Annotated in this window: 27 protein-coding genes and 1 rRNA gene; 6 read left to right on the top strand and 22 right to left on the bottom strand. The window is 41.8% G+C overall.

What is annotated here, in order from left to right; genetic code table 11:
- Positions 1-102 precede the first annotated feature (102 nt).
- Positions 103-217 (top strand): 5S ribosomal RNA (gene rrf, locus AWW72_RS03120).
- A gap of 72 nt (positions 218-289) precedes the next feature.
- Here rrf and AWW72_RS03115 read toward each other — a convergent pair.
- From AWW72_RS03115 to ribF, 6 genes are all read right to left on the bottom strand, one after another.
- Positions 290-835, bottom strand: coding sequence for a type 1 glutamine amidotransferase domain-containing protein (locus tag AWW72_RS03115; protein WP_062846412.1), 546 nt, complete (start codon positions 833-835; stop codon positions 290-292).
- Positions 836-1,160: 325 nt separating this feature from the next.
- A complete protein-coding gene (locus tag AWW72_RS03110) occupies positions 1,161-1,703 on the bottom strand; it encodes an NADPH-dependent FMN reductase (protein WP_062846411.1) in 543 nt (180 codons plus the stop codon).
- Positions 1,704-1,810: 107 nt separating this feature from the next.
- Positions 1,811-2,293, bottom strand: coding sequence for an FKBP-type peptidyl-prolyl cis-trans isomerase (locus AWW72_RS03105; protein ID WP_005228218.1), 483 nt, complete (start codon positions 2,291-2,293; stop codon positions 1,811-1,813).
- 1 nt (position 2,294) lies between these two features.
- Positions 2,295-2,825 carry a signal peptidase II gene (gene lspA, locus AWW72_RS03100; protein WP_171067036.1) on the bottom strand — a complete coding sequence of 177 codons (531 nt, stop codon included), beginning with the start codon at positions 2,823-2,825 and terminating at the stop codon, positions 2,295-2,297.
- A gap of 4 nt (positions 2,826-2,829) precedes the next feature.
- Positions 2,830-5,667 (bottom strand): isoleucine--tRNA ligase, encoded by a 2,838-nt coding sequence (ileS, locus tag AWW72_RS03095; RefSeq protein WP_009516378.1) that lies wholly within the window; start codon positions 5,665-5,667, stop codon positions 2,830-2,832.
- 78 nt (positions 5,668-5,745) lie between these two features.
- The gene (gene ribF / locus AWW72_RS03090; protein WP_062846410.1) at positions 5,746-6,756 is read right to left on the bottom strand and encodes a riboflavin biosynthesis protein RibF; all 1,011 of its coding nucleotides are present in this window, start codon (positions 6,754-6,756) and stop codon (positions 5,746-5,748) included.
- 207 nt (positions 6,757-6,963) lie between these two features.
- Between ribF and AWW72_RS03085 the strand changes: the two genes are divergently transcribed.
- Both AWW72_RS03085 and AWW72_RS03080 read left to right on the top strand, forming a co-directional pair.
- Positions 6,964-8,097: a TDT family transporter gene (locus AWW72_RS03085; RefSeq protein ID WP_062846409.1), complete on the top strand. Its 1,134-nt coding sequence runs from the start codon at positions 6,964-6,966 to the stop codon at positions 8,095-8,097.
- Positions 8,098-8,159: 62 nt separating this feature from the next.
- On the top strand, positions 8,160-8,726 hold the full coding sequence (locus tag AWW72_RS03080; protein WP_062846408.1) for a 5'-methylthioadenosine/S-adenosylhomocysteine nucleosidase family protein: 567 nt from the start codon (positions 8,160-8,162) through the stop codon (positions 8,724-8,726).
- A gap of 159 nt (positions 8,727-8,885) precedes the next feature.
- Here the strand turns inward: AWW72_RS03080 and AWW72_RS03075 are convergent, their stop codons facing one another.
- The 14 genes from AWW72_RS03075 to ubiG form a co-directional block, all read right to left on the bottom strand.
- Entirely contained in the window at positions 8,886-9,431 is a 546-nt protein-coding gene (locus AWW72_RS03075) for a dCTP deaminase (protein ID WP_062846407.1), read from the bottom strand.
- Between the two features lie 14 nt (positions 9,432-9,445).
- On the bottom strand, positions 9,446-10,144 hold the full coding sequence (locus AWW72_RS03070; protein ID WP_062846406.1) for a dCTP deaminase domain-containing protein: 699 nt from the start codon (positions 10,142-10,144) through the stop codon (positions 9,446-9,448).
- Positions 10,145-10,678, bottom strand: a complete 534-nt coding sequence (locus tag AWW72_RS19290; RefSeq protein WP_171254667.1) for a dCTP deaminase domain-containing protein — start codon at positions 10,676-10,678, stop codon at positions 10,145-10,147.
- A gap of 366 nt (positions 10,679-11,044) precedes the next feature.
- On the bottom strand, positions 11,045-11,656 hold the full coding sequence (locus AWW72_RS03060) for a TetR/AcrR family transcriptional regulator (protein WP_062846422.1): 612 nt from the start codon (positions 11,654-11,656) through the stop codon (positions 11,045-11,047).
- A 243-nt stretch (positions 11,657-11,899) separates the two neighbouring features.
- Entirely contained in the window at positions 11,900-12,700 is an 801-nt protein-coding gene (locus AWW72_RS03055) for an ATP-binding cassette domain-containing protein (RefSeq protein ID WP_062846404.1), read from the bottom strand.
- A gap of 13 nt (positions 12,701-12,713) precedes the next feature.
- Positions 12,714-13,517, bottom strand: coding sequence for an aliphatic sulfonate ABC transporter permease SsuC (ssuC, locus tag AWW72_RS03050; RefSeq protein ID WP_004773424.1), 804 nt, complete (start codon positions 13,515-13,517; stop codon positions 12,714-12,716).
- A complete protein-coding gene (gene ssuD / locus AWW72_RS03045) occupies positions 13,514-14,689 on the bottom strand; it encodes an FMNH2-dependent alkanesulfonate monooxygenase (RefSeq protein ID WP_004773423.1) in 1,176 nt (391 codons plus the stop codon). Before ssuD ends, ssuC begins: the two co-directional genes overlap by 4 nt.
- Positions 14,690-14,721: 32 nt before the next feature.
- A complete protein-coding gene (locus AWW72_RS03040; RefSeq protein ID WP_062846403.1) occupies positions 14,722-15,708 on the bottom strand; it encodes an aliphatic sulfonate ABC transporter substrate-binding protein in 987 nt (328 codons plus the stop codon).
- 12 nt (positions 15,709-15,720) lie between these two features.
- On the bottom strand, positions 15,721-16,713 hold the full coding sequence (locus tag AWW72_RS03035; protein WP_062846402.1) for a sulfonate ABC transporter substrate-binding protein: 993 nt from the start codon (positions 16,711-16,713) through the stop codon (positions 15,721-15,723).
- Between the two features lie 306 nt (positions 16,714-17,019).
- Positions 17,020-18,381 (bottom strand): amino-acid N-acetyltransferase, encoded by a 1,362-nt coding sequence (gene argA, locus AWW72_RS03030; protein ID WP_062846401.1) that lies wholly within the window; start codon positions 18,379-18,381, stop codon positions 17,020-17,022.
- A gap of 112 nt (positions 18,382-18,493) precedes the next feature.
- Complete coding sequence (locus AWW72_RS03025) at positions 18,494-18,877, bottom strand: RcnB family protein (RefSeq protein ID WP_004773416.1); 384 nt, start codon at positions 18,875-18,877, stop codon at positions 18,494-18,496.
- 181 nt (positions 18,878-19,058) lie between these two features.
- Complete coding sequence (locus AWW72_RS03020; protein WP_004773414.1) at positions 19,059-19,805, bottom strand: YciK family oxidoreductase; 747 nt, start codon at positions 19,803-19,805, stop codon at positions 19,059-19,061.
- A gap of 30 nt (positions 19,806-19,835) precedes the next feature.
- On the bottom strand, positions 19,836-20,537 hold the full coding sequence (locus tag AWW72_RS03015) for an HAD family hydrolase (RefSeq protein ID WP_171254666.1): 702 nt from the start codon (positions 20,535-20,537) through the stop codon (positions 19,836-19,838).
- Positions 20,534-21,247 carry a bifunctional 2-polyprenyl-6-hydroxyphenol methylase/3-demethylubiquinol 3-O-methyltransferase UbiG gene (gene ubiG / locus AWW72_RS03010; RefSeq protein WP_062846399.1) on the bottom strand — a complete coding sequence of 238 codons (714 nt, stop codon included), beginning with the start codon at positions 21,245-21,247 and terminating at the stop codon, positions 20,534-20,536. The genes AWW72_RS03015 and ubiG overlap by 4 nt, the downstream gene beginning before the upstream one ends.
- A gap of 178 nt (positions 21,248-21,425) precedes the next feature.
- Here ubiG and AWW72_RS03005 point away from each other — a divergent pair, with 178 nt between their 5' ends.
- Positions 21,426-22,046 carry a thiol:disulfide interchange protein DsbA/DsbL gene (locus tag AWW72_RS03005; protein ID WP_004773408.1) on the top strand — a complete coding sequence of 207 codons (621 nt, stop codon included), beginning with the start codon at positions 21,426-21,428 and terminating at the stop codon, positions 22,044-22,046.
- A gap of 48 nt (positions 22,047-22,094) precedes the next feature.
- Here AWW72_RS03005 and AWW72_RS03000 read toward each other — a convergent pair whose 3' ends face one another.
- Both AWW72_RS03000 and AWW72_RS02995 read right to left on the bottom strand, forming a co-directional pair.
- The gene (locus AWW72_RS03000; RefSeq protein ID WP_004773406.1) at positions 22,095-22,730 is read right to left on the bottom strand and encodes a TetR/AcrR family transcriptional regulator; all 636 of its coding nucleotides are present in this window, start codon (positions 22,728-22,730) and stop codon (positions 22,095-22,097) included.
- Positions 22,731-22,837: 107 nt separating this feature from the next.
- The gene (locus AWW72_RS02995) at positions 22,838-23,488 is read right to left on the bottom strand and encodes a TetR family transcriptional regulator (RefSeq protein ID WP_004773404.1); all 651 of its coding nucleotides are present in this window, start codon (positions 23,486-23,488) and stop codon (positions 22,838-22,840) included.
- Between the two features lie 312 nt (positions 23,489-23,800).
- Between AWW72_RS02995 and AWW72_RS02990 the strand changes: the two genes are divergently transcribed.
- Both AWW72_RS02990 and AWW72_RS02985 read left to right on the top strand, forming a co-directional pair.
- Entirely contained in the window at positions 23,801-24,826 is a 1,026-nt protein-coding gene (locus tag AWW72_RS02990; RefSeq protein WP_062846398.1) for a flavin reductase family protein, read from the top strand.
- Positions 24,827-24,859: 33 nt separating this feature from the next.
- A complete protein-coding gene (locus tag AWW72_RS02985) occupies positions 24,860-26,002 on the top strand; it encodes a fatty acid desaturase family protein (protein WP_171254670.1) in 1,143 nt (380 codons plus the stop codon).
- The last annotated feature ends 39 nt before the right edge of the window (positions 26,003-26,041 follow it).

The following is a 26,041-nucleotide window of genomic DNA, read 5'->3' as shown; positions in this document are numbered from 1 at the left end:
AAACTAGTTACAATACCGACTCAATTAACTAATCCGTTAATCACTCATTTGGAAAAAGCCTTGGCATTACATAAGACCAAAGCAAGTATCCATAAACAGTTTGCTGGCGACAATAGCAAGAGTGAACCACCTGATCCCTTCCCGAACTCAGAAGTGAAACCTCTTAGCGCTGATGGTAGTGTGGCACTTGCCATGTGAGAGTAAGTCATCGCCAGCTTTTAAATCTAAACACCCCTAACCTTACGGTTAGGGGTGTTTTTTTGCGCGTAGAAAAATAAGATTTGAAGCTTTATTCTTGATTCAGTTCTTTCAAAATAGCTTCATTAAACTGCGGGATATCATCTGGACACCGTGAGGTGATAAGAGGCCAGTCATTGGTATTACAACGATGTACGGCTTCATTTACCCAGTGTGCACCTGCATTTTCTAGATCTAAACGGATACTTTTATAGGAAGTCAGATTTTTATCCTTAATCCGTTCTGCATTTATCAGTGCCCAAGGCGCATGGCAGATTGCAGCAATAGGCTTGTTCTGATCAGTGAAATATTGAATGATGGCATGCGCGTTTTTATTTAGGCGCAATGTATCGGCATTTACCGTACCACCTGGAATAATCAAAATATCGTAGTCTTCTACAGAAACCTGATCTAATGAGGCTTGTGGGGAGTAACTTGGCCCTAATGCCTTATCACTTTTCACCGTTTGCACAGCGTCAAATGTTTCTGCGGCATGGATGACTTCAATGCCTTTTCCTTTTAAAAACTCAAGTGGTTGAATCAATTCATCATGTTCAACGCCTACATTTGATGTGATGATCAATGCTTTTTTAACCATTGTTACGACCTCAAAATCATTTTTATTTTAGGTTAACAAGCTAAAAACATGAAAAATGTAGGGCTTTCTGGAGCAGATTGTATCTTGTGGGATACGATGTCAAGTTCTGTTACATGCTTTAAATAGGCAAAAAAGAAGCCCCATCATCCTGACGGGGCTTCTTCGTATTCAGCTTATGTCGTTAATATCCTATTAACGACCACTTCCTGTGTGTCTTATTATTCTCAATGAGACTTCCTGTCTCTCTATGCTTTGTATATTAAAGATAAAGCAGAGTAGAGAATAGAGGTGAATGTAGCTTGTCTATGTACGCTTAGGCTTACGTCTACACAACATTATATTTCTGTAATTTGCTGATAAGTGCAGCCAAGCCTTTGACCTCAAACTCATTGGCTTCAAACGTTTCTTCTTTATTACGTTTAAAAATATCACGGATTTCAAGAACAGCATTGCTGTCAACCAAGCCGATATAGGTCGCGACCTGACGGAGTTGATCAATTGAGCGAGAGCCATTGGTGGCACCGTAGCCTACGTAAGCAGCAGGCTTGCCTTGCCATTCCTTAGCCACGTAGTCCAATGCATTTTTGAGTGCTGGGCTGTAGCCATGATTATATTCAGGACTAATAAAGATAAATGCATCGGCTGCCGCAATTTTATCAGCCCATTGTTGTTGCTTCGGTTGGTCATAAACACCTGTCGCTGGCGGATGAGCGCCTGCAAATATCGGTAATGCCCATTCTTGCAGATCCACGATTTCTGTTTGAATATCAGCTAATGAAAGTTCATTGATGGCTTGATTGACCCAATTGGCGATTTTAATTGCAGTTCGACCTTCACGGATGCTGCCGACGATAATATAAATGAGCATATTTGTATTCCTATGTATTATTGCTTTGAATCAAAAATGAATGTCTTTTAATGATCTTATACTTTTATTCAGGGTTAAAAAAAAGCTCTCATTTGAGAGCTTTTGTGTTACATCAATTTAATGCCTTGCTGTCCAGCAGGGGTGACCTTAAAGATTTCCACTTCAAAGGTAATATTTTTACCTGCCAGTGGATGATTAAAATCGATTTCAGTGGTGTCATCATTAACCGATTTTACAATTCCAAATAAGGTTGCTTTGGCTTTATCTTCAAATTCGATCATATGACCAACGATTGGACGTTGTTCAAACTTAACCGTATCGAAGATCTGGATATTTTCAGCATTCCAAGGCCCAAAAGCATCTTCAGGTGGTAAATGTACGGTACGACGATCGCCGGCACGTAAACCAAATAAAGCTTTTTCAAAGCCTGGTAACAGATTACCATCGCCAATGACCAGACTTACTGGTTCTTCACGACTACGTGTGTTATCGATTTCAACACCATTTTCGATTGAAACCGAAAAGTGTAAGTCGACTTTTGAGCCGTCCTGAATACGAATTTCTTCGTTTGGGTGGATAATTTCGTTCATCTTATACATCCGCATTTTGGTTACGTTTCTTCTCTAAGAAGAAAGTATCGATCAGCAGCAAGATCGTTCCCAAAGTAATGGCACTATCTGCAAGGTTAAATGCTGGGAAATGGCTGTTCTGGTAATAGACATGGATAAAATCGACCACATAACCTAAGCTGACACGATCAATCAGGTTGCCAATTGCTCCACCGAGAATCAACGCAATCGCCATAGGCAAAACGATCATTTTCTTTGGCATACGCATGAGCCAGAACACAAAAATAACCGACACAATGCCTGCTAGAGACGTAAAAAGATAACGTTGCCAGCCACCCGCATCAGATAAAAAGCTAAATGCTGCGCCATGATTGTGAAGTAATGTCCAGTTTAAAAAAGGCAGAACTGGAACAGGATCAGCATAATTTAAATGTGAACTTGCAATCCATTTGGTCCATTGATCCAGCACAATGGCAAGGACAGAAAGTCCAAGCCACATTAAGTTGTGCGGGTAAAACTGGAATAAGCCTTTTTTTGCGGGGCTTGTTTGCACAGAATTATGCATATTTTCTCACTTCGCCACTGCCAGTGACATTGATAATACAACGAGCGCATAAACCAGCATGACCAACGTGTGTATTTACATCTGGCAGCACATGCCAGCAGCGTACACATTTTTCACCATCCGCAGCTGAAACCTGAACACGTAACCCTGCAAGGTCAGTGCTTTCACCTTGTTCAGCATAAGGATGCACAATGACTTGAGAGGTGATCAAGACAAAGCGTAATTCATCAGCCAATTGGTTCAACAATTTCTGTAATGCTTCATCTGCCCAAAGTTCAACTTTTGCAGATAAGTTACTACCAATCAGTTTAGCGTTACGTGCTGCTTCAATCTGTTTATTTACTGCTGATTTTACGCTAATCAATGTTTGCCAATCTGCTTCAGACAGTAAGTTTGCTGTTGATGCCGTTGGAATGTCATACCATTCAGCAGTAAACACATATTTTTCAGTTTGTTCTGGAATTAATGGCCATGCTTCTTGCGCGGTAAAGCTGAGAATTGGTGCCATCCAGCGGACAAAGGCCTGAACGATATGGTACAGCGCTGTTTGCGCAGAATGACGTGCTTGTGAATCTGCCTTGGTGGTGTATTGACGATCTTTGATGATGTCGAGATAGAAACCACCCAAATCATTGATACAGAAGTTGGTGAGGGCATTGGTCACAATATGGAAGTTCATCTCTTCATAGGCTTGCTGAATAGTTTTTTGAACCTCAGCAGCACGTTGAAGGATGTATTGATCCAATGCAATCAACTGGTCCACTGGCAGCGCATCTGTTGATGGTTTGAAGCCATTTAGGTTTGCCAGCAAGAAACGCAAGGTATTACGGATACGACGGTAACCATCTGAAGCACGGCTAAAGATTTCTTTACCAGCTGTCATTTCATAACGGTAGTCCGCAGAAGCGATCCAGAAGCGTAAGCCATCTGCACCCATATCTTTAATAATGTCTTGTGGGGTAATGATATTACCTAATGATTTAGACATTTTACGGCCTTTCTCATCGACCACAAAACCGTGGGTGAGCAAGCCTTTATATGGCGCACGTTCATTGATTGCAATTGATGTCAGCAATGAAGACTGGAACCAGCCACGGTGTTGATCTGAACCTTCAAGATACAAGTCAGCAGGATCTTGCAGGTCTTCACGTTCACGTAGCACAGCATAGTGTGTTGTGCCAGAGTCAAACCAGACATCAAGCGTGTCACGGATTGCATTGTAGTTCTCGGCATCTGCACCAATGAAGTCACTTGCTTCACGGTTATACCAGCCATCGATCCCTTCTTGCTCGATCAACTTAGCCACTTCTTCAATCAGTTCAGGCGTGCGAGGATGCAATTCATTGGTATCTTTATGAACGAAGAATGGGATTGGCACACCCCATGTACGTTGACGTGAGATACACCAGTCAGGACGACCTTCAATCATGGACTGAATACGGCTTTGACCCCAATCAGGCACAAATTCGATGTCATTTTCAATCGCGTTTAATGCATTTTGGCGTAGACCATTGGCATCCATGCTGATAAACCATTGTGGTGTCGCACGGAAGATAATTGGTGTTTTATGACGCCAGCAATGCGGATAGCTATGCTTGATTGGCTGATGCGCCCATAAACGGCCCACTGCACCCAATGCTTCGATAATTTGTGGGTTGGCTTTATAGATGTGCTCGCCTGCAAAAATTGGCGCAGTTGGTAAATAAACACCATTGCCGCCTACAGGATTTTCAACTTTTAATTGATAGAGCAAGCCAACTTTATAGTCGTCTACACCGTGGCCCGGTGCGGTATGTACTGCACCTGTACCACTGGTTGCAATCACGTGCTCGCCTAAAATCACAGGCACTTGACGATCAGTTAAAAGCGGATGTTGCAAAAGAAGATTTTCGATTGCAGCACCTTTGAAATCAGCAAGTACAACTGGGTTTTCAAGCTTATAACGCTCGATTGCTGATTCCACCAGATCTTTGGCAAGAATAAAGTTTTGCGTACCACGGTCAGTCGTAACCTGTACCAGTTGATAGTCGATTTCAGCATGTAATGCTACGGCTTGGTTTGCAGGCAAAGTCCACGGTGTCGTGGTCCAGATCACGATATCAGTCGCATCTTTAACCTCGACATTCAAACGTGTGCTGAGATCTTTCAGATCAACCACGGTGAAGCCGACATCAATGGCATCTGATTTTTTATCTTCGTATTCAACTTCAGCTTCAGCCAGAGAAGAACCACAGTCCATACACCAGTTTACTGGTTTTAAACCCGGCTCAATATGACCTGCTTTGGCAATAGCACCGAGTGCACGTACGATATCTGCTTCTTGTTTGAAATTCATGGTGAGGTATGGATTGTCCCAGTCACCAAACACGCCCATACGTACAAAGTCTTTTTTCTGTAATTCGACTTGAGTGTATGCATATTCACGGCATGCTTTACGGAAGGTAGATGCATCAACTTTGACGCCAACTTTACCGACTTTTTCTTCTACTTTAAGTTCGATTGGTAGACCGTGACAGTCCCAACCTGGCACATATGGTGCGTCAAAGCCATCTAAAACGCGGCTTTTAATAATGATGTCTTTTAAAACCTTATTAACAGCATGACCTAAATGGATTTGACCATTGGCATACGGAGGGCCGTCATGAAGTACATATTTTTTCTTGCCAATACGCGATGCACGAATCTGCTGATAAATGTTGTCGGCATACCACTCTTCTAACCATTTGGCTTCACGCACAGCCAAGTTTGCCTTCATGGCAAATTCAGTCGCTGGCAAATTGAGTGTGGCTTTATAATCCACTGCATTTTCAGGAGTTTGCTTATCGCTCATGCAAGTTTTCTTCCAGTTTGATCAGTTGGTAAACTGACATGTTTTACATTAGGATTTGTGAAGTATTAACAAACCCTACTATTTAAATTTAAAAGGAAATTCTGGTGTGCTGCTACGATAATCTCGTAACTTTTGCACATCATCATTAATTCCGGCTTTGAGGGCTTCAAGCGAAGGGTAATTCAGCTCACCATGTAAATAGTGAAGGAAGGTTACCCGCATCAATAAGCCATACAGATTAGCAGAAACATCGGGGAAATGTACCTCTAATCGCCATTCAGGTTGGACTTGTTTGATGGCTGGGCGTGTCCCCACATGACCTGCGCCAAATAAACTGTCGGCTTGATAGCCAGAGATGCCATTAAGAGCAGGATCTGCATGTTTTATTTTTGCCGTAAGAGAGGCATCTTCACACACCACATCGACTGCATAAATCCCGTTTAAGCACGGTTTATGACGGTTTAAACGGACATTAATCGTTGGAAAATCAAGGGTGCGACCAATTTGATCGCCATACTGGACACGGCCAGTGATGCTATACGGGCGACCTAGTAATTTTGCAGCTAAAGCCAGATCAGCTGCTTGTAGGACCTGACGAATACGGGTTGAACTCACCCGTTCACCATTCAAGGCGATGGTATTTAAATTGGTCACATCAAAGCCATAGTTGCGTAGAAATTCGCTGTTACCTTGACGATCTTTACCAAAATGGAAGTCATCTCCAAGAACGAGACTTTGTGCATTGAGTTTTAATTTGAGTAAATCTGCAAATTCAGTGGCATTTAAGCTTCTGAAATATTGATCGAACTTCGCGACCGCAATGTAATCAACACCAAGCTCAGTTAAATATTCTACTTTTTCACGTAATGAGCTAATACGTGGCGGAGCATCATAACCTTTAAAAAATTCAAGCGGTTGCGGCTCAAAAATCATCACCAATGTTTTTAAGCCTTGAGCAGAAGCCAACGTTTTGAGTTGAGCAATCATCGCTTGATGGCCGAGATGGACACCATCAAAATTGCCGATCGTTACCGCAGTCGGAGGTAACTGAAAATCTGGCGATAATGCGTTGAGACGAAGCAACTTCATGGGCGTTAAATACAGTGATTTTTGCAAAGGCTATATATTGCCATATTCTCAGCGTTTCGTCTTGTTGTTGTGTTTTTACACAGAAAATTTTCAGGATTTAGAAGTTTTATATCAATTAAATTGATTCATTAAATAAAAATAAATCAATTTTTCTTATTTTAGAACTCAACTAAAATCGCTTTATAGTTGCTTTACATAGAGATCGAGATGAAAAAGCCGTTTTATCAGCTGGAACAGACGAAAGATGTGATTCGTTATTTTACCCCGAACTGGTTTACTGCCACCATGGGCACAGGTGTTGTTGCCATGATTTTAACACAGCTTCCTTTTGCTTCGTCTCTTATGTTCACACTTGCGACTAAATTGTGGCAATTCAATATTCTGTTATTTACAACTTTTACTGTTTTGTATGGCTTGCGCTGGATCTTGTTTCCACATGAAGCGAAACAGATTTTTAGCCATCCCAATATGAGTCTGTTTTTGGGTGCGATACCCATGGGTTTAGCAACAATTGCCAATGGTTTTCTCAGTTTCGGAACACATTTATATGGTGATATTGCCATACAGATTGCGACTTACCTTTGGTACATCGATGTAATTCTTGCCGTTGTAATCGCTTGGGTGGTGCCATTTTGCATGTTTAGCTGTCAGGACCATCAATTACAACGCATGACCGCCGTATGGCTGCTGCCGATTGTGGCATGTGAAGTTGCTGCCAGCTCAGCAGGTCTGTTGTTGCAACATTTAGCAGCCGAGCAACATGCCTTGACGATTTTGATCACAGGCTATGTGTTATGGGGCATTTCTGTGTTACCTGCATTTGCGATCTTAACTATCCTGATGTTACGTCTTGCTTTGCACCAATTGCCCGAGAAAGAAGTCGCGATTTCTAGCTGGCTATGCTTGGGCCCGATTGGGACAGGGGCGTTAGCGTTATTATTACTCGGCGAGCAGGCACCACGGATCATGCAAGCGATGGGCTTTGAAGGCTTGGCTACCTTGTTGCCTGCTTTGGGAATCGTGGCGAGCTTGGTGTTATTAGGCTTTGGTGTGTGGTGGTTCGGTATTGCGATTTTGACTACATTACGCCATATGCGCACTGGCATTCCATTTAACCTAGGTTGGTGGGGACTCACTTTCCCGTTCGGCGTATTTATTCTGGCGATCTTAAATCTGGCGCATCAGCTGCATATCGGTTTTTTATATCAGGTCGCGGTTGTGTTAAGCGTGTTGCTGGTTGGATTGTGGGCGCTGGTGATGAAGAAAACTGTGGCTGGTGCATATAGCGGACAATTATTTTTCTCTCCCTGTTTGGTCGCCTTACAGCAGAAGATGCAATAATATCTAAGGTGTGCCTGAGCACACCTTTTTTATGTCTCTTTTTTATTTGAACGAGTCTTTTTATGAATGCTGATATTGCCCTGATTATGGCGTTGCCGAATGAATCCAAAGGTTTGTTTGAGCAAGCAGGAATAGAAGTCCATTACAGTGGAATTGGCAAAATTAATGCAGCATTTAAAGCGTTTGAGGTGATTCAAAAAACGGGCTGTAAAACTCTCATAAATTTAGGCAGTGCTGGAAGTTCTCACTTTGATGCACATAGTCTGGTTGAAGTTACGACTTTTGTGCAACGTGATATGGATGTTTCACCCTTAGGTTTTGCAGTCGGGGTCACACCAATGGATGACGAGATTCCTGCTGAAATCTGTACCCAACCCCATTTTGAGCTTTTACCAAAAGGGATCTGTGGTACGGGTGACTCATTCGAAACAGGGATTCCTAGAGTAAGTTGCAACCTCGTGGATATGGAAGCCTATGCTTTGGCAAAGGTGTGCCAAAAACTGGGCGTACGATTGATCTCAGTTAAATATATTACTGATGGTGCAAACGATACGGCTCATCTGGATTGGGAAGAAAATCTATTACTAGGCGCACAAAAATTATTGGCGTTGTATCAGGCACATTTTTAAATGCAAAGGTCTAACGTTGTAGTGTGTGCGGGCAAACTTTATATTATTATTAAACCATTGAAATAAAAGTGTTTTGTATTTAATTCGTATAGCGCCCATTATGTTAAATAGAATAAAAAGCCCCATAAATAGGACTTTTTAAATAATGTAATAATGACTTCACATCCAATCTAAAAAATTGGGTAATGTTGGTCCCTTTGCATTAGCATATCGACCATTGTAGGGGGTTTCAGTAGTCATGGAACAGTTGAATAAGTAGATTTGTCCAATATTACTAAAAAAAGGCAATTCAACCTTGAATGGTGATAAGTTAACAATTTCTAAGGTTATTTTCCCCTGATATCCAGGTTCAATTTGTCCATCATTACATGTAATTTGGACAAATAATCTTGCCAGAGTGCCTTTAGTTTGTACTAAACCAAAAACATTATTGGGAAATTTATAGTCATCATAACTACAAGCCAATATTTGTTGACCTGGCTCGAGAGTTATACTACTTCCTTCATCCCTTACTTCTTCATAATATTCATGATAGTTATAGTCATAAAATCCATATTTTATGGTAGGTGGAACTCCTCCATTTTCTTTAAATTTAAAATAGTTGCTAGATAACCTTATCTTTAGACAAAATGTTTCAATTAAACTTCTATCACATATTCCATAATCTTTGACTAAACCGGAAAGATTACTGTCGATTATAAGCATTTAGTACCTATCTACTAGTTTGGTTGGGAGTCTTTTTGAGGAGCGGTATGATGATCTTTATAAACGCCATATGCAAATGCTATTGCTCCAATTAGCATAGATAAAGAGGTTGCTATCGCAATTGTTAATTGTATTGCTTGTCCTACTCCTTGTTGCTTAAACCAGCTTCTAATTTTATTCCATTTACCTTGTTTAGGTATATTTGTATTTTCAGAGTTCGTTGCTTCTATTAGATGTGGAGTATGAGAAGTATCAAAAAAAATTATTGATGCAATTTTTTGATTTTTATTCAGAAAAACCTTCTTATTAGATGAATTGACTAACCTTAATTTGAGTATTCCAGAGTAGCCAGGTTCAACTTTTGCACTAGGTATTTGCACTCCTTCTTGCAAAAAAAGACTACCAGTGGATAAAACAATACCAAATTTATTATTTGGCATACGAATAGACTCTCTAATAGATACAACAACAGAGCCTTTTGGAGGTAAAACTATTTTATCATTTTCTATTAGAAATAACCCCTTATCATTGTAAGAGTAGTTTTCATTCCAAGAATCTCCAAGTGTAATGTCTAAAGAAAAGTCCTCAATATGTACATCTTTTGTTTCATCATTCCCATATCGGATCAAAATTTTGCTAGCAAATGATCTTTTTTGCTTCTCAAATTCTAGCACCTTATTTGTAACGTTTGCTTTTAAATAAACAATACTCATTTAAATTTGCTTCTCAATATTTGGTTGGGACACTCTTCCTTCATTCCATTGACCCCGATAGCTATTAGAATCCCCTTTAACTTCTGTAAACACGGCTGTAGCAAATCGAGCACCAATTTCCACTAAAAAATCTTGTTTTCCAATATTTGTTAAATTAAAAATCATTGGGCCAATGTAACCTACTGAAAGGATACTTGACTGGAATATTATCCCACTCCTAAAAAGAGTACTTCTAGGATAAAATTGACAACTTATTGAGGGTGTCAAATTAAATATTTCTGATGTTTTTACTAAGTAGCTTTTCCCTGGTTTTAAATGCAGATAACCATCCATATTAGGAGTTACTAATTGAGAAGATGGTGTTTTTCTAATTTCTTTCCCTAAAATAGCTTCTTCATCCTGTATTTCATAGATTTCTGCAATAGCAAGATCTAGCCCTACACCTTCAGAGTTGTTAATTTCTCTCGAATTCACATTACTAATAATGCCCTTTTCTAAAAAATAGGATAAATGAGATTTAATTGCTAGAATCATATGAATTACTGCCAGATCTACTATGGAAAGCATTTTATTCTATTTACAAAACAAAGCTATTCAAAAGTTGTTCAATTATAAAATATATTCATTAGGTTATTTATGTAGAAAATTCAAGGTTTTCTAAAATTAACATAATACACCATTATACGGAATTATTGATATTTTATATTTAGTATCAATATCTTAGTGAATGATGTTTCCGTGTTCTGCACATGAAACAGTTTTTCCGTGACTTTTCATGTTGCATAATTTTGTTTTGACAAACTTAATAACATTCTCATGTACTGAATGAAAAAGCGACGTTTTCAGTCGCTTTTTCATGTATTTCAATCACTAAAATTAAGGCTTTCAACGTAAGAAAACTTAACGTGGCAATACGCCGTATAACATCATATGTACAGTATGTTCGATTGTACGTTGAAACATACTACGATTACGTAAGGTTTTCCCTGTGACCATTTCAATCTGGGTTGAGAAGTCCGCGTAATTCTGTGTAATGGCCCAGATATTCAGAATTAAAAGTTCTGGATCAATCTCTGCTGATAATTTGCCTTGTTCTTGCCAGGTTTGAATGACTTTAGCTTTACGTTTAAACAGCTTTTTCAAAGGGCCTTTTAAGATCGGCAAAATATGTGGTGCACCTTGAATGATCTCAAGTGCAAATAAACGTGAGGCCTTAGGCTGGTCACGTGAGCTTTCGATTTTTTGAATTAAATAATGCGTGAGTGCTTCTGTGGGTTCAAGTTCTGACTCCAATGTCTGTAAAGGCGCCAGCCATTTTTGCAGAACGGTGGTGAGCACTTCGACATACAATGACTCTTTATTTTCATAGTAGTAGAAAATATTGGATTTATGCATATTTGCGAGCTGTGCAATCTCATCCAGACTTGCGCCACTAAACCCATAGACGGAAAAAACATCTAGGGCAGCATTCAGCAGTTGATTGCGCTTTTGTGTACTTTTTTTCTGTTCCATCTGCGAGCTTGATTCAAAAAATGTCATTGACATTGTAAGATAAATTGTCGGATTTGTGCACAGTAACACAATTTTTTTATCGAAAAAAATATACTTTTCAGGCCAATGCTAGGGATGTATTTGATAATTATTGAAATCTAAAAACGGCCATACATATTTTGTAAATAATTCATATGCTGGTCGTCAATTTGAATTGGTATTTTTGATGATTTGACGCCTTTTTTAGAAAAAAATAATGCGGTTTTAGGTCGCTAAAACCGCATCAAGGACTTGCTGTTCGAGTTGTGCAAAAGCAATACTCTTTTTACGTGGACGGGGTAAATTTACCTGAAAACTATGCGCGATATGACCTTGATCTAAAAGAATAATTCGATCAGCCAACTGGACTGCTTCACTGACATCATGCGTGACCAGAATTGCGGTAAAGCCTTGTTCTTTCCAAAGACGTTCAATCAGGTTTTGCATTTCCAAACGGGTCAGGGCATCTAAGGCACCTAAAGGCTCATCCAAGAGCAAAATACGTGGTGAATGCGAGAGGGCGCGTGCCAGAGCTGCACGTTGACGTTGCCCGCCTGAAAGCTGTGCAGGCCATTGCGTTGCCTTTTCTTTTAAACCGACTTTCTCCAGTAAGGTCGCTGCGAGTTGGTGCTGGTCTTTTGGTAAACCCAGTTGAACATTTTGCAGAACACTTTTCCACGGCAATAGGCGAGGATCCTGAAACATTACCCGAATGTCTGCATTGGTGATGCCCTCACGAAAATGGCGTGCAGACTGGAATTTGATTTCACCATAACTGGCTTTTTCAAGTTGGGCAATGAGACGGAGCAGGGTGCTTTTACCACAGCCACTGCGTCCGACAACGGCAACAAATTCACCTGCCTGAATATGCAGATCAAGATCTTCGAGAACCTTGACCTCACCATAAAACTTATACAGTTGCTCAATCAGAATATCTGCGCCATTGGCAGGTGCCTGAGCTGTTTCTGGTTCAGTGACAGGTTGAACCAGATTATTGTCATAGAAATTTAGATTTAAATTACTCATCTTTATCTCCCTTTTATTTCTGGTAGCCAGCATGCCAGCGTAATAAATAACGTTCTAAACCTTGAGCCAATACATCTGCTAATTTGCCCAGCAGTGCGTAGAGTAAAATACCGACCAGAACAATATCGGTCTGTAAAAATTCGCGTGCATTCATGGTCATATAACCAATTCCTGATTGTGCAGAGATCGTTTCAGCCACAATCAAAAGTACCCAGACCAGCCCTAAAGAGAAACGTAGGCCGACTAAAATGGAAGGCATTGCACCCGGTAAAATAATTTCTTTATAGAGCTGCCAACGGCTTAGCCCGTAGCTTTTCCCCATTTCAATCAGTTGCGGATCGACAGAACGAATGCCGTGATAGGTATTGATATAGATTGGGAAAAACACCCCCACAGCAACCAGAAACAGTTTGGCAGTTTCATCAATACCGAACCATAAAATGACCAATGGAATCAGCGCCAATGCAGGGATATTACGGATCATCTGCAAGGTGGTATCGAGCAGGGTTGAAGCAATCCGTGATGAGCCATTCAATAGGCCTAAAATCAGCCCCAAGCCCCCACCAATGAGTAAACCAAGTAGGGCACGACCAGCACTGACTTTAACATGCAGCCAAAGTTCACCACTGAGGAGTAAGTGCCAAAAAGCACTCACCACAGCAGTTGGGGCTGGTAACACCCGATTTTGTAGTAAACCTGCGCTTGAGGCAGCTTGCCAAATCAGAATCAGTAAAATTGGAAATAGCCAAGGCAATAAACTTCTGCCTATTTTTTGTGTTCCACGTGAAACATTATTGACGGAAACTTTGCTACTCATGCGGTCTCCTTAGCCAAGGTCTTAGGTTCCTTGACTTCAGGCACATAGTTATTGGCAATGATTTCACCAAATGGGCCTGTTAAATGTGGCTGTGCCAGTTTCTCTCGGGTTTTAAGTGGTAATAATGGGAACACCAGTTCAGCAAAACGAATGGATTCTTCCAGATGCGGATAGCCTGAGAAGATAAAGGTATCAATGCCTAAATCGGCATATTCCTGAATACGTGCCGCAACAGTTTCAGGATCGCCGACCAAGGCGGTTCCTGCACCGCCGCGCACAAGGCCAATGCCTGCCCAGAGGTTAGGTGAGACTTCAAGTTGGTCTTTACGTCCGCCGTGAAGTGCAGCCATACGTTGCTGACCGACTGAATCCATTTGAGCAAATTTTTTCTGCGCCGCGGCAATGGTGGCATCATCCAGATATTGAATCAGTTCATCTGCTGCAGCCCAAGCCTGCTCGTTGGTTTCACGGACAATCACATGTAAGCGGATGCCATAATTAAGCGTACGACCTTTGGCCGCTGCTTTGGCACGTAAATGTTCAACTTTTTCTTTTACCGCAGCAGGGGGCTCGCCCCAAGTCAAATAAGTATCGACCTGTTCTGCCGCCAATTCGGTTGCTGCTTCTGATGAACCACCAAACCACAGTGGGGGATAAGGTTGCTGTACAGGTGGGTAGAGCAGTTTGGCGTCATCGACACTGAGGCGTTCGCCGTGAAATGTAAATGATTCACCAGTATGTGAGCGAGTCAGGATTTCACGCCAAATTTTCACGTATTCAGAGGCTGTCTGGTATCGGGTACTGTGATCTTCATATAGACCATCACCCTTTAATTCCTGTTCATCACCACCCGTTACGAGGTTGAGCAAAATACGGCCATTAGAAAGACGGTCAAAGGTAGCAGCCATGCGTGCAGCAAGTGCTGGAGTGGTAATGCCGGGACGAAGTGCGACCAGAAATTTAAGCTGTTTGGTGGCATCAATCAGACTGGCAGCAGTAATCCACGGATCTTCACAGGAGCGACCTGTCGGAATCAGAACCCCTGCATAACCAAGATTATCCACGGCAACGGCAATTTGTTTCATATAAGCATGATCGACCTGACGAGCACCCTTGCTGGTGCCTAGATAACGACTGTCACCATGAGTGGGAATAAACCAGAAAATATTCATGTCGATGTTCCTTATGAAAATGAAATCAATGTTTATTGGGCAGACCAGACACTATGCTGGATATCAATCTGCACAGGGATAAGCTGCTCTTGTTTAAATAAATCGGCGATTTGTTGCTGACTCTGTATGACCTCTGGTGTGAGGATGTGTACAGGTGATGGTTTTGGACGTTTGTCTAAAACACGTTGCGCTACGGGAAGGCTCAAGCCGGTACTTTGTGCGTAAATCTGTAGCGCCTGATCTTGATGTTGCACGATCCATTGATCAGCAAGGTTGATGCTTTTGATGAGCTTTGGCGCAGAATCAGGATGCTTTTTAATATAGTCAGGATTACCAATATAAAAAGAATACGTGGTTGGAAAAGCAGAGCCATCTACCAAGGTTTTGGTATGACCTTGAAGTTCGGCTGTACCCAAGTAGGGCTCCCAAATGGCCCATGCATCAACAGCCTGTTTGTCAAATGCTGCGCGTGCATCGGCAGGCGGTAACCAGATAGGCTGAATATCTTGCCAAGATAGACCCGCTTTCTGAAGGGTTTTAGCCAGCAATTCGTGTGCACTTGAGCCTTTTTGTACCGCGATACGTTTGCCCTTTAAATCTTGTAAAGTGCTGATTTTATCGTTGGCATGTACCAAAACAGCCTGTCCCGTCGGTGCAACCACTTCATAAGCTACATAGCTCAATGGTTTAGCCGCAGCCTGAGCAAAGATCGGTGGCGTATTGCCGACATAACCAAAATCAACTGCCCCGACTGCAAGTGCTTCAAGCATCTGTGGGCCCGCAGGGAATTCACGCCATTCAATTTTGGCATTCGGAAATTCTTGCTCAAATAGCTTTTGTTGTTTGGCAACCAACAAACTGAGAGAAGATTTCTGGAAACCGATCGAGAGTGTTTTTACGGCTGTATTTTCAGTTGTTGAAGTTGCTTTCTCCGTATGCTGTTCGGGTTTCTGGCAACCACTCAGCGAAAATGTAGAGATCAGCACACCCAGAACAGAAACTTTAGATAACAACTTCATGGTGATCCTCAATTATTTAACTTCGTTCTTCAATAAGGCATCTTGGATCACAAGCTGCTTTGGAATCAGTTTCTGGGCAAAAAACGCATCAGCTACATATTGCTGTTCTTTGGCGACCTTTTCAGAAATAGGTTGCACCCCAAAACCCATACGTGAAATTGACGTTTTTAAAATGTCGAATTCAAGTGCGGTCGGTTTTTCTAACAGTTTTGCAGCATCGTCAGGATGGGCCTTCACCCAGTCCGTTGTTTGATTGAGTGTCGTTACTACGGTATTTAATACCTGCGGATGACTTTCAGCGAACTGGCGATCAGATAGATAGAATTGATGGTTACTTACAAGATGCTCACCATTGGCAATGACACGTGCATGAATCTGATGTTCAGCCGCAGCCAAGAATGGATCCCAGATCACCCATGCATCGACAGCACCTTTTTCAAATGCCGCACGTGCATCCGAAGGCGGCAGATAAACAGGCTGGATATCATTCAAGGTGAGATTATTTTCTTCTAGCAACTTGAGTAACAGGTAGTGCACGTTGGAGCCTTTATTTAGGGCAATGCGTTTACCTTTTAAATCCTGAACGGATTGAATCGGAGAGTCTTTTTGTACAATCAAGGCTTCTGCGCTTGGTGCAGGTGGCTGGTTGGCAACATAGATCAGATTCGGATTGGCGGCTTGCGCAAAGATAGGTGGGGCTTCACCAGCCTCACCCAATACGACGCTGCCAACATTCAAGCCTTCTAATAATTGGGGGCCAGCGGGAAATTCGACCCATTTAACTTGTACACCTTGAGCAGCAAGGGTTTTTTCTAATTCACCTTTTGCTTTGACGATCGGCAAGATGCCATACTTTTGAAAGCCGATATTTAATGTTGTGGTTTCTTGTTTTGTTGTAGCTTGCTGCTCAGGTTTTTTTGCACAGCCTGTCACACCCATTAGACTGGCAAGACTTGCCGCAATGAGAGTAGATGTTGCCCATGAGCGATTGATTGAAACAGCCATGTTAGGTGTGCTCCCCGAAAAATCAAAAGATTTAAATAAGATGAGCAACTAAGCTAAAACTTTTTTTATTGCATAAAAAATAACTAATCGGGCTTTGCTTATGATGAAAAGTGCAAAATAGAAGATCGAATAATCTTATCTGTAGATTGAATAAGAGAAAGTGATTTATTTCTAACTAAGATTATGTTTTTTAATTAAATTTTAGATATTTTAATGATTGTTCAAATTTTTATCGAAATTGTCTTAAGCAGAGATCGTGATAATAAGGAGATATTCTTATCAAAAATAAAAATATCTCCAATGGCCTTATTTTGCAGGCAAGGTTTTCTTAAAGACCAGTGAATTACGCTGATAGTTATATAACTCTTGGCGGGCATTGGGTAAATCATCCACACTGGCAGGGCTAAAGCCTTGTTCCAGAAACCAGTGAGCGGTTCGGGTGGTGAGTACGAAGAGCTGTTGAATCCCTTGTTGCTTGGCTTTGCTTTCAAGGAATTGCAAAATCTGGCTACCACGATTTGATTTACGATAACTGGCATCGACAGCCACACAGGCAATTTCAGCAGAACGGATTTCATTAGTTTCCGCAGGAATTGGGTACAGTGCTGCACAAGCCAGAATCATACCGTCACGCTCAATCACCGCAAAATGTTCAATTTCACTTTCAAGACGTTCGCGTGAGCGATAAACCAGAATGCCTTCCTGTTCGAGTGGGCGTAACAGATTGATCAAGCCACCAACGTCATTGATATTGGCAATACGGACTTCTTCATAGTGGGCATCGGTAATCAAGGTACCGACACCATCGCGGGTGAACAGTTCTTCAATTAGTGCGCCGTCATAGGCATAAGAAATCAGGTGTACGCGATGTACGCCTGACAAGGATGCTTGTTGAGCCTGTTTGAGGTGTAAGGCAAATTCTGGATATTGTTGTTGGTTCTGTTGAATATATGGTTCTAGTTGATGCGGATTTAATTCACGTAATAGCTGTTGCTGCTTATTCATCAGTCCTTGCTTTTCGCCTAGGAAAATCAGCTTATCCGCTTTTAACGCAATAGCCGTTTTGGTCGCAACTTCTTCTGCCAGTAAATTAAAGACTTCCCCAGTGGTTGAATAGCCGGTGGGGCCGAGCAGGACGATGTTGTGATTATCGAGATGGCGTTGAATGGCATCGGTATCTACAGAACGGACTTCACCAGTGAGCTGGAAGTCGATCCCATCACGAATACCATAAGGTTTGGCAGTCACAAAATTACCAGACACGACATCAATGCGAGCGCCATACATAGGTGAATTCGCCAATCCCATAGATAGCAGGGCTTCAATTTCTAAACGGATCGAACCCACAGCATTCATGACGCCACGTAAAGATTCGCGTGTGGTAATACGATGGTTTTGGTGAAATGGGGTCTCAATATGACGTTCAAGCAAATTCTGGTTGATTTGCGGTCGTGCGCCGTAAACGAGAATCAAGCGGATGCCCAGCGAGTGCAACAGGGCAATATCATGAATAATATGTTGGAAATTTTCGTGCTGAACCGCTTCGCCCGCAAACATCAGGATAAAGGTTTTATCACGATGGGCATTAATATAAGGTGCGGAATGGCGAAACCAATGTACATAATCTTGTGTTGTACTATGTAAAGTTTCAGTCATTTGGGGCGCCATGTGAATCTCAGAGATGTACCAATTGATCTGATTTTAACGAAAAAAATGAAAAGATAAATCTATTATGAAAACAACAACCCAACTTTAATATCATTCGCCTTTTAAAAAGTGCTTAGAAGCCCATGATACGGATAATACTGTTATCCTCTGAGTTGACTAAAATATAGTCGTTGTTGATCTTGTACCATTGTTCGTTACGGCTCGGTCGAGGAAGGTTATTGTCTTTGTAATCGACTTTATAACCATTACCACGATAATGCTGTGGCATGACATAACCTGCCTGCCAACGATGTTGTTTTAGGCGCTCCACACCACGTTCTTCGCGCATACGGCGTTCACGTTGACGATTTTCACCATCTGGACGATCAAAGCCACGACCATTTTGCCAGCCGCCACCACGCGAGTCTTCGTCACGATCATGCGGACCTGCAAAACTCCCCATGCTACTGAACAGGGTCGTCGAACCTAAAACCAAGATAATGAAAAATTTTTTCATGATGCACCTTATTGACTTCGGATGTCTCTCATGTGAACTACTGTACGTTAAAAATGCAGAGAAACTGTGAAGATCAATTCATTGTTCCATTAAAAAGATGAAGATTCTTCGCCCATTTCTCTGAAAAAAGCAGTTTTAACGTCAGTGTCCAATGTTATTTAGAATTATTTTAATGTGTGAATTAAGCTTGAGCATCAATACTTTGGCCATTCATCTCCAGACTATCGTCACCCATCAGGTACAGGTAGGCTGGCATAATGCTATCTGGTGTTGGAAGTACTTTTGGATCTTCCTCCGGATAGGCCTTGGCACGCATCGCTGTACGTGTGCCACCTGGATTGATGCAGTTAAAACGAATATTTGGATAAGTATTTTCTGCGGCAAAGATTTTGCTCATAGCTTCAGTTGCAACTTTAGACACTGAATAAGCGCCCCACAATGCACGTGCTTCTCGGCCGACACTTGAGCTGGTGAATACCACAGAGGCGTGTTCAGATTTCTCTAACAACGGCAATAAAGCTTGAGTAAGAGCAAAAGGCGCACGTAAATTGACGGCCATGACATCATCCCAGACATCGACTGGATATTCTGCCAGTTCAACACGATCGCCCAGCATGCCTGCGTTATGCAAGATGCCATCAAGACGACCAAATTGCTGTTCAAGCGTATTGACCAGAAGCTCGTAATCATGCGTTGACGCGGTTGAAAGCTGCAAAGGTAGAATTGCAGGTTGAGGTGCACCCAAACCTTCAATTTCGTCATAAATCACTTCAAGTTTATTCAAGGTACGACCGTGTAGCACAACGGTTGCACCATGAAGGGCATAACTCATAGCAGCAGCACGTCCAATACCGTCACCAGCACCGGTGATCAGGATAATACGGTCTTTCAGCAAATCTGGACGAGGTTGATATTCTGAATATTTCATTGTTATGCCTCCTGTTTTTATCATCAATATTTAACCCATCATACCCTGATTTTCTGACAAAACAGTGATTTTCTGTTTGAGCAGTTGGTGTAATTCGGGGATGGTGTGAATAATGGCATCTGCCTGCCATGCCGCCAGATCATCACGTGATTCTACGGGTAAATAGCCATAGGCTGCCAGAATGGTATACATATCTGCATTGCGACCTGCATCGATATCACGTGGATGATCGCCCACATAAATGATGTCTTTGGCATCAAGTTTGAGCTTTTGTGCAGCGAGATACATCGGTTCTGGATCGGGTTTAGTTTTGCTGACGTCTTCCGGACAAACCAAGACTGCACAACGCTCTGTCAGGTTTAATGCTGCGAGCAACAACTCACTTAAACCGCGAGGTTTATTGGTCACAATACCCCACGGAATTTGATGTGCTTCGAGTTCTTCCAGTAAAGGGTACATGCCTTCAAACAGTTCGGTATCGACAACAATATTGGCACCATAGGTATCTAAAAAGCGCTGACGATGTGCGAGGAAAACCTCATCGGTGATCTCTAATTCTGGATAAACCAATTTCACCATGGCACGTGCACCTTCAGACACCTGAGTGCGAATGGCTGCAGCATCTATGACAGGACGTTGTTCATCACGGCACATTTGTTGAATGATACGGATAAAGTCTGCAGCGGTATCGATCAGCGTACCATCAAGATCAAATAAAACAGCTTTCATCATGCACCTGTATTTGTCGTATGAACCATATAATTCACATCAACATTTGGCGCTAACCAGTAATGTTTGGTGATCGGGTTGTAATGTAAACCTGTCATTTCTTTCAGGCTAAGTCCTGCATTGCGGATATCGTGTGCCATTTCTGAAGGACGAATGAATTTATGATAGTCATGCGTTCCTTTTGGCAATAAGCGAAGTACGTATTCAGCACCGATAATGGCAAATAAATAAGATTTTGGATTACGGTTAATCGTCGAGAAGAACACATGACCGTCTGGCTTAACCAAAGCCTGACAGGCTTTGACGATTGAAGCAGGGTCAGGTACATGTTCCATCATTTCCATACAGGTCACGACATCATATTGACCTGCCTGTTCTTGTGCCAGTTGCTCAACTGGTATCTGACGGTATTCAATATTTTCAACATTGTCCTGCTGTGCATGCAAACGTGCAACAGCAAGTGGCGCTTCGCCCATATCAATGCCGAGTACATCCGCACCACGACGCGCCATGCTTTCTGCCAGAATTCCGCCACCACAGCCAACATCGAGTACTTTCTTGCCAGCCAGACCGCCAACACGTTCATCTACCCAGTTTAAGCGTAAAGGGTTGATTTGATGCAACGGGCGGAATTCAGAATGTTGATCCCACCATTTGGCAGCCAATGCTTCAAATTTTGCGATTTCTTGCGGGTCAACATTCAATTGCGACATAGTGTCACCTCTATATAAGGATGATTATTTAGGTTTAATCTGTTGGTAGTGTAGCGATTCTGGCAAAAAAAGCGATAAATCCAATAAAAAACTTCACAGAAGCAAAACGAATTGCTCGTGTTTGTTTTATATTAAGCATATAAACTTACGAAAAATGCTTAGAGGAAAAGCAAAGTCAATGAAAAAGTTAGTATTAAGTGGTTTGAGTGTAGCTGCATTGGCATTTTCAATGAATGCGATGGCAGCAGATTTTGTGGCTGGTAAAGACTATACCGTTATTGCAAATCCAGGTAAAACGGTTGCGCCAGCAGGCCAGCTCGAAGTGCGTGAGTTCTTCTGGTACGGTTGCCCGCACTGCTTTAAGCTTGAACCACATATGCAAGCATGGTTGAAGCAGATTCCAAAAGACGTTTATTTCCTTCGTACACCAGCAGCAATGAATAAAGTATGGGAACAAGGTGCCCGTGGTTATTACGTTTCTGAAGCATTAGGTGTGCGTAAAAAGACCCATATTCCACTTTTCCATGCGATTCATGAAGGTGGTCAGCAAATCTTTGATCAGGCTTCTCAAGCAAAATTCTTTGCGCGTTACGGCGTACCTGAGCAAAAATTTAACAGCATGTTTAACTCTTTCCCAATCACTGCAAAAATTGCAGAGTCAAATAAACTGGCGCAGCAATACCAGTTGACGGGTGTTCCTGCTGTGGTTGTGAATGGTAAATATGTGGTTCAGGGTGAAGATGGTAAAGTCACTCAAGTGGTGAATTACTTGTTAGAAAAAGAGCGTAAAGCGAAATAATTGATGCAATTTCAAATAAAAAGGACTGCCGTGACAGTCCTTTTTTATTTAGTCTTGATCTAGCTGGAAGTCTTTTAAATCAATCTGAACTTTCTGCGTCGGAAGAGATAAGGCCTGATTGACATACAGGTTAATTAACTTTTCACGTGAACCAATCGAGCGCTGGTAATAGCTTGAATTCAACAATAATGCTGCGCCGTAGGTCAGGGACCAGATATAAGAAAGATAATCACGAATCGACATATCATAATTCTGTGATTTTAAATATTTTTCAGTCATGTCTTTTAACGACACGATACGTTGTTGACGGATCGAGTAAAGCTCATCAAATAGATGCTTTAACTTGGATTCAGTCATGGTCAAATGTTCTTCTAACTGATGCAGCAGAATGGTACGGCTTGGTGAGGTTAGATGATAGAGCATGTAACGTGGCGCATACTCTTTGACATCTGTGTTGTATTTATCTGAAATTTTTAAGATTTCTTTTTCATTCTGGATAATCAGTTCCAGCAATAATTCATTTTTGCTACGGAAATGTTTATATAAAGTGCCTTTGGCAATATCCAGTTCAGCAACCAGTTCATCTAAGGTCATTTCTTGGTTGTTTTCTAATAACAGCTTTTCTGCAACCTGCAAGATTTTTTCTTTACGAATTAAGAACTGAGTATGACGATCTGGATTCATGATGCTTATAAGCTCCTCATAGTGTTCCACACTGCATTTGCATTAGTGTCCAATGCATCATAACGCGAAGCAATGCTTTTATATATCAAACTTTGGTTTGGATATGGTCAAGCGTTTTCTGGTTCCCAGTTGGAAATCCCACTGAATAATAAGCGCACTTGGGTCGCTGCATTATCAATAAACAGGTTTTGTTGTTCGAGTAAATGATCAATCGTGAACTGTTTTGGCAAATTGATCCAAGTCATGGCCCACGTAAATGACATATTAATCAAAATCGTAGAAAGGACCTGTAAATGCTTGGCTTCCTTGATGTGTTTGAAGGTTTCAAGCTTGCACAGATCAATGGCTAGGTCTTCGATCAGAAACTCAATTTCCCGTGCAATCGCAATACGTACGGTTTCAGATCCACCCCAGCGTTCTGCAATCATAAATTGCCATTGCTGCGGGCTGTGATTAACCGCCTGTACGAATAACTCAATGCTGGTGCGGGTTTTGGCCGAACCACTGTGTAACAGGTAGCTTTGCCCCAATTGATGAATCAGGCTTTTTAAATGCAAAGAGACCTGATCAACCAGCTCTTGTCCAAGCGCATCCATATCTTGAAAATGACGATAAAACGCCGTTGGTACCAAACCAACTTCACGTGCAACTTCACGCAAGCTAATGCTACTAAATGAGCGTCCTGCGGTACTCAGGTGGAGGGCTGCATCCAGTAAAGCCTGTCGACTCTGTTGTTTTCGTTCATCTCTAATCGACATGAATAAGATCCATTAAAACCATACCAAAGAGTCTAGCAAAAAAAACAGAAACTTTTTAGTCTTCGTACATTGCTAAATACAGATGTTTTTGATCTTTATAGGCGCAACAGATGTGCAAAAGATAAGCAGAATCTAAGAGAGGCGTTTTATTTTCCTCGTATTTTGAGTGGCTTATAACGAGTATAAAAAATATTCAAAAAATTAGTGAACAAGTGTTGACTCAGTGAACACAAATAAATATAGTGTACACATGTTCACTACATGAACATTTGTTCACTCAAAATAAATAGCCAGATACAAAACGAGGAACGTATGAACGCAGAGTTAAGTTATCAGCCACATTGGATTCGAGAAGATTTCGTTGATTTTATCTTGCAAAAGATCAAGCCAACCTTCGCCTGGAAACGCATTCTTGCGCAAGTCACTGCTGTGCAGCCGCTGAGCGAAGATATGGTTTCACTCAGCTTAAAGCCAAATCATAATTTTGAGATTCGCCAAGTTAAAGCAGGCCAAAGCGTTTTAATTACCCTCATGATTAATGGGGTATATCAACAACGTAGCTATTCCATTATTGAGGTCACGCCACAAGGTGACATCCGTCTAGGCATTAAAGTTCAAGGTTTAGTGTCTAAAGCAGCACAACAATTGCGTGTTGGAGACAGCTTCGAGATTTCTCAGCCGCAAGGGGATTTCATCTTACATCAAGGTCAGCAACCTGCATTACTGATTGCTTCAGGTTCTGGTATTACTGCAATTTATTCTTTATTAAAACAAGCATTACAACAGCAGCTTGAACAAGTGCATGTGGTGTATTTTAACCGTGCTGAAGTATTGCATCAGGACATCTTGGCCTTGGCTGAGCAATATCCACAACTGAATTATCATTTCTTTAATACGGCGCAGCAAAAACAGCATTTAGATGCAGCATTGTTAGAGAAACTCGTCCCTAATTTTAAAGATATCCAAGCCTATGCCTGTGGTCACCACAGCATGATGAAACAGGCACAACAGATTTATACGCAGCATGGGGCGGTGGAGAACTTTCATCAAGAATTTTTCCAACCCGTACAAGTCGAGCATTCCAGTGAAGCTCAACCGATTACGTTTCGTCGTGCGCAACAAAATTTTATTGCAACGACCAATCTCCTGAGTAGTGCAGAGCAAGCAGGTTTACGTCCACAACATGGTTGTCGTATGGGCGTGTGTAACCGCTGTAGCTGTACCAAAGTCAGCGGTGTGACCCAGAACGTCCTTACTGGCGAAATTGATGATCAACCGAACCGTCCAATCAAGTTATGTGTGAGCCAGGCGTTAAGCCCAGTCACGATTGACCTATAAAAACAAAGATATTTGAGGATCAACACAATGAATATGGCATTAGAATTTAAAACCGTATCAAAGTCAGCCCATTTAACCCCTGAACAAGTCGAGGAGTTTGGTCGCCGTGTCGAGCAAATTCGACTGGAAGTGATGCAAAACCTTGGTGAGCAGGATTCAAAATATATTTATAAAGTGCGTAATTTCGTGCGTTATACCGAAATCGCATCCCGTGGCATGTTGATGTTCGGTGGCTGGATTCCACCCGTATGGTTGTTGGGAACCGCGATGCTGGGTGTGTCTAAAATCGTCGAGAATATGGAATTGGGCCATAACGTGATGCATGGTCAGTTTGACTGGTTGAATGATCCAAGTTTACGTGGTGAAGATTACGATTGGGACAATACCTGTTCGGGCAATGACTGGCGCTATACCCATAACTATATGCACCATACTTATACCAATATTGTCGGTAAAGATCACGATGTGGGTTATGGCATTTTACGTGTCACAGAAGACCAGAAATGGGAAGTACGTCATTTGGCAAATATCCCATTGGCACTTCAGCTCATGTTCTTTTTTCAGTGGTATGTGGGTGTACAAAACCTGCATCTGGAAGATGCGTTGGTTTATAAAACCAAAACATGGAAACAGGTTTGGGCAGATGCGGCTGAGTTCCGTAAAAAAGCCAAACGCCAAGTGTTAAAAGATTATGTGTTCTTCCCAGCGATTGCCACAGTAAACTTTATTCCAGTATTGGCGGGTAATGCAGTCGCAAACATCATGCGTAACTTATGGTCGTCAGCAGTGATTTTTAATGGTCACTTTACTGAAGATGCTGAAACCTTTGAAGCGGACAATACCGAGAATGAAACCAAGGCACAGTGGTACCTTCGTCAGATTCGTGGTTCAAGCAACTTCACAGGTGGGAAATGGATGCATTTTATGAGTGGTAACTTGAGCCACCAGATCGAGCATCATTTATTCCCTGATATGCCTGCCAATCGTTATGAACAGGTTGCACCACAAATTAGAGCATTATGTGCCGAATATGGAGTGAACTATAACGAAGCCAACTTCATGAAGCAGTTCTGGACGGTGTGGGTACGTTTGGCTAAATGTTCATTGCCGAATGATTTATCCGCGCAACTGGCACAAGCCTGGAGCAATCTGAAAGCGAAGTTTAGATTTGCTTAATTGGGTGAATTGTAACGAATAAGTAAAACTGAAAGCACG

It is taken from the genome of Acinetobacter sp. NRRL B-65365, from assembly GCF_001605865.1.
Lineage (GTDB): Bacteria > Pseudomonadota > Gammaproteobacteria > Pseudomonadales > Moraxellaceae > Acinetobacter > Acinetobacter vivianii.
The sequence above is the reverse complement of the archived record's forward strand: the minus strand, read 5'-3'. Positions and strand labels throughout refer to the sequence as shown.

Bases quoted from the DNA above. Each gene is read 5' to 3' on its own strand.
- AWW72_RS03115 (WP_062846412.1), bottom strand. From the start codon at position 835: ATGGTTAAAAAAGCATTGATCATCACATCAAATGTAGGCGTTGAACAT.
- AWW72_RS03110 (WP_062846411.1), bottom strand. From the start codon at position 1,703: ATGCTCATTTATATTATCGTCGGCAGCATCCGTGAAGGTCGAACTGCA.
- AWW72_RS03105 (WP_005228218.1), bottom strand. From the start codon at position 2,293: ATGAACGAAATTATCCACCCAAACGAAGAAATTCGTATTCAGGACGGC.
- ileS (WP_009516378.1), bottom strand. From the start codon at position 5,667: ATGAGCGATAAGCAAACTCCTGAAAATGCAGTGGATTATAAAGCCACA.
- ribF (WP_062846410.1), bottom strand. From the start codon at position 6,756: ATGAAGTTGCTTCGTCTCAACGCATTATCGCCAGATTTTCAGTTACCT.
- AWW72_RS03085 (WP_062846409.1), top strand. From the start codon at position 6,964: ATGAAAAAGCCGTTTTATCAGCTGGAACAGACGAAAGATGTGATTCGT.
- AWW72_RS03080 (WP_062846408.1), top strand. From the start codon at position 8,160: ATGAATGCTGATATTGCCCTGATTATGGCGTTGCCGAATGAATCCAAA.
- AWW72_RS03075 (WP_062846407.1), bottom strand. From the start codon at position 9,431: ATGCTTATAATCGACAGTAATCTTTCCGGTTTAGTCAAAGATTATGGA.
- AWW72_RS03070 (WP_062846406.1), bottom strand. From the start codon at position 10,144: ATGAGTATTGTTTATTTAAAAGCAAACGTTACAAATAAGGTGCTAGAA.
- AWW72_RS19290 (WP_171254667.1), bottom strand. From the start codon at position 10,678: ATGATTCTAGCAATTAAATCTCATTTATCCTATTTTTTAGAAAAGGGC.
- AWW72_RS03060 (WP_062846422.1), bottom strand. From the start codon at position 11,656: ATGGAACAGAAAAAAAGTACACAAAAGCGCAATCAACTGCTGAATGCT.
- AWW72_RS03055 (WP_062846404.1), bottom strand. From the start codon at position 12,700: ATGAGTAATTTAAATCTAAATTTCTATGACAATAATCTGGTTCAACCT.
- ssuC (WP_004773424.1), bottom strand. From the start codon at position 13,517: ATGAGTAGCAAAGTTTCCGTCAATAATGTTTCACGTGGAACACAAAAA.
- ssuD (WP_004773423.1), bottom strand. From the start codon at position 14,689: ATGAATATTTTCTGGTTTATTCCCACTCATGGTGACAGTCGTTATCTA.
- AWW72_RS03040 (WP_062846403.1), bottom strand. From the start codon at position 15,708: ATGAAGTTGTTATCTAAAGTTTCTGTTCTGGGTGTGCTGATCTCTACA.
- AWW72_RS03035 (WP_062846402.1), bottom strand. From the start codon at position 16,713: ATGGCTGTTTCAATCAATCGCTCATGGGCAACATCTACTCTCATTGCG.
- argA (WP_062846401.1), bottom strand. From the start codon at position 18,381: ATGGCGCCCCAAATGACTGAAACTTTACATAGTACAACACAAGATTAT.
- AWW72_RS03025 (WP_004773416.1), bottom strand. From the start codon at position 18,877: ATGAAAAAATTTTTCATTATCTTGGTTTTAGGTTCGACGACCCTGTTC.
- AWW72_RS03020 (WP_004773414.1), bottom strand. From the start codon at position 19,805: ATGAAATATTCAGAATATCAACCTCGTCCAGATTTGCTGAAAGACCGT.
- AWW72_RS03015 (WP_171254666.1), bottom strand. From the start codon at position 20,537: ATGATGAAAGCTGTTTTATTTGATCTTGATGGTACGCTGATCGATACC.
- ubiG (WP_062846399.1), bottom strand. From the start codon at position 21,247: ATGTCGCAATTGAATGTTGACCCGCAAGAAATCGCAAAATTTGAAGCA.
- AWW72_RS03005 (WP_004773408.1), top strand. From the start codon at position 21,426: ATGAAAAAGTTAGTATTAAGTGGTTTGAGTGTAGCTGCATTGGCATTT.
- AWW72_RS03000 (WP_004773406.1), bottom strand. From the start codon at position 22,730: ATGAATCCAGATCGTCATACTCAGTTCTTAATTCGTAAAGAAAAAATC.
- AWW72_RS02995 (WP_004773404.1), bottom strand. From the start codon at position 23,488: ATGTCGATTAGAGATGAACGAAAACAACAGAGTCGACAGGCTTTACTG.
- AWW72_RS02990 (WP_062846398.1), top strand. From the start codon at position 23,801: ATGAACGCAGAGTTAAGTTATCAGCCACATTGGATTCGAGAAGATTTC.
- AWW72_RS02985 (WP_171254670.1), top strand. From the start codon at position 24,860: ATGGCATTAGAATTTAAAACCGTATCAAAGTCAGCCCATTTAACCCCT.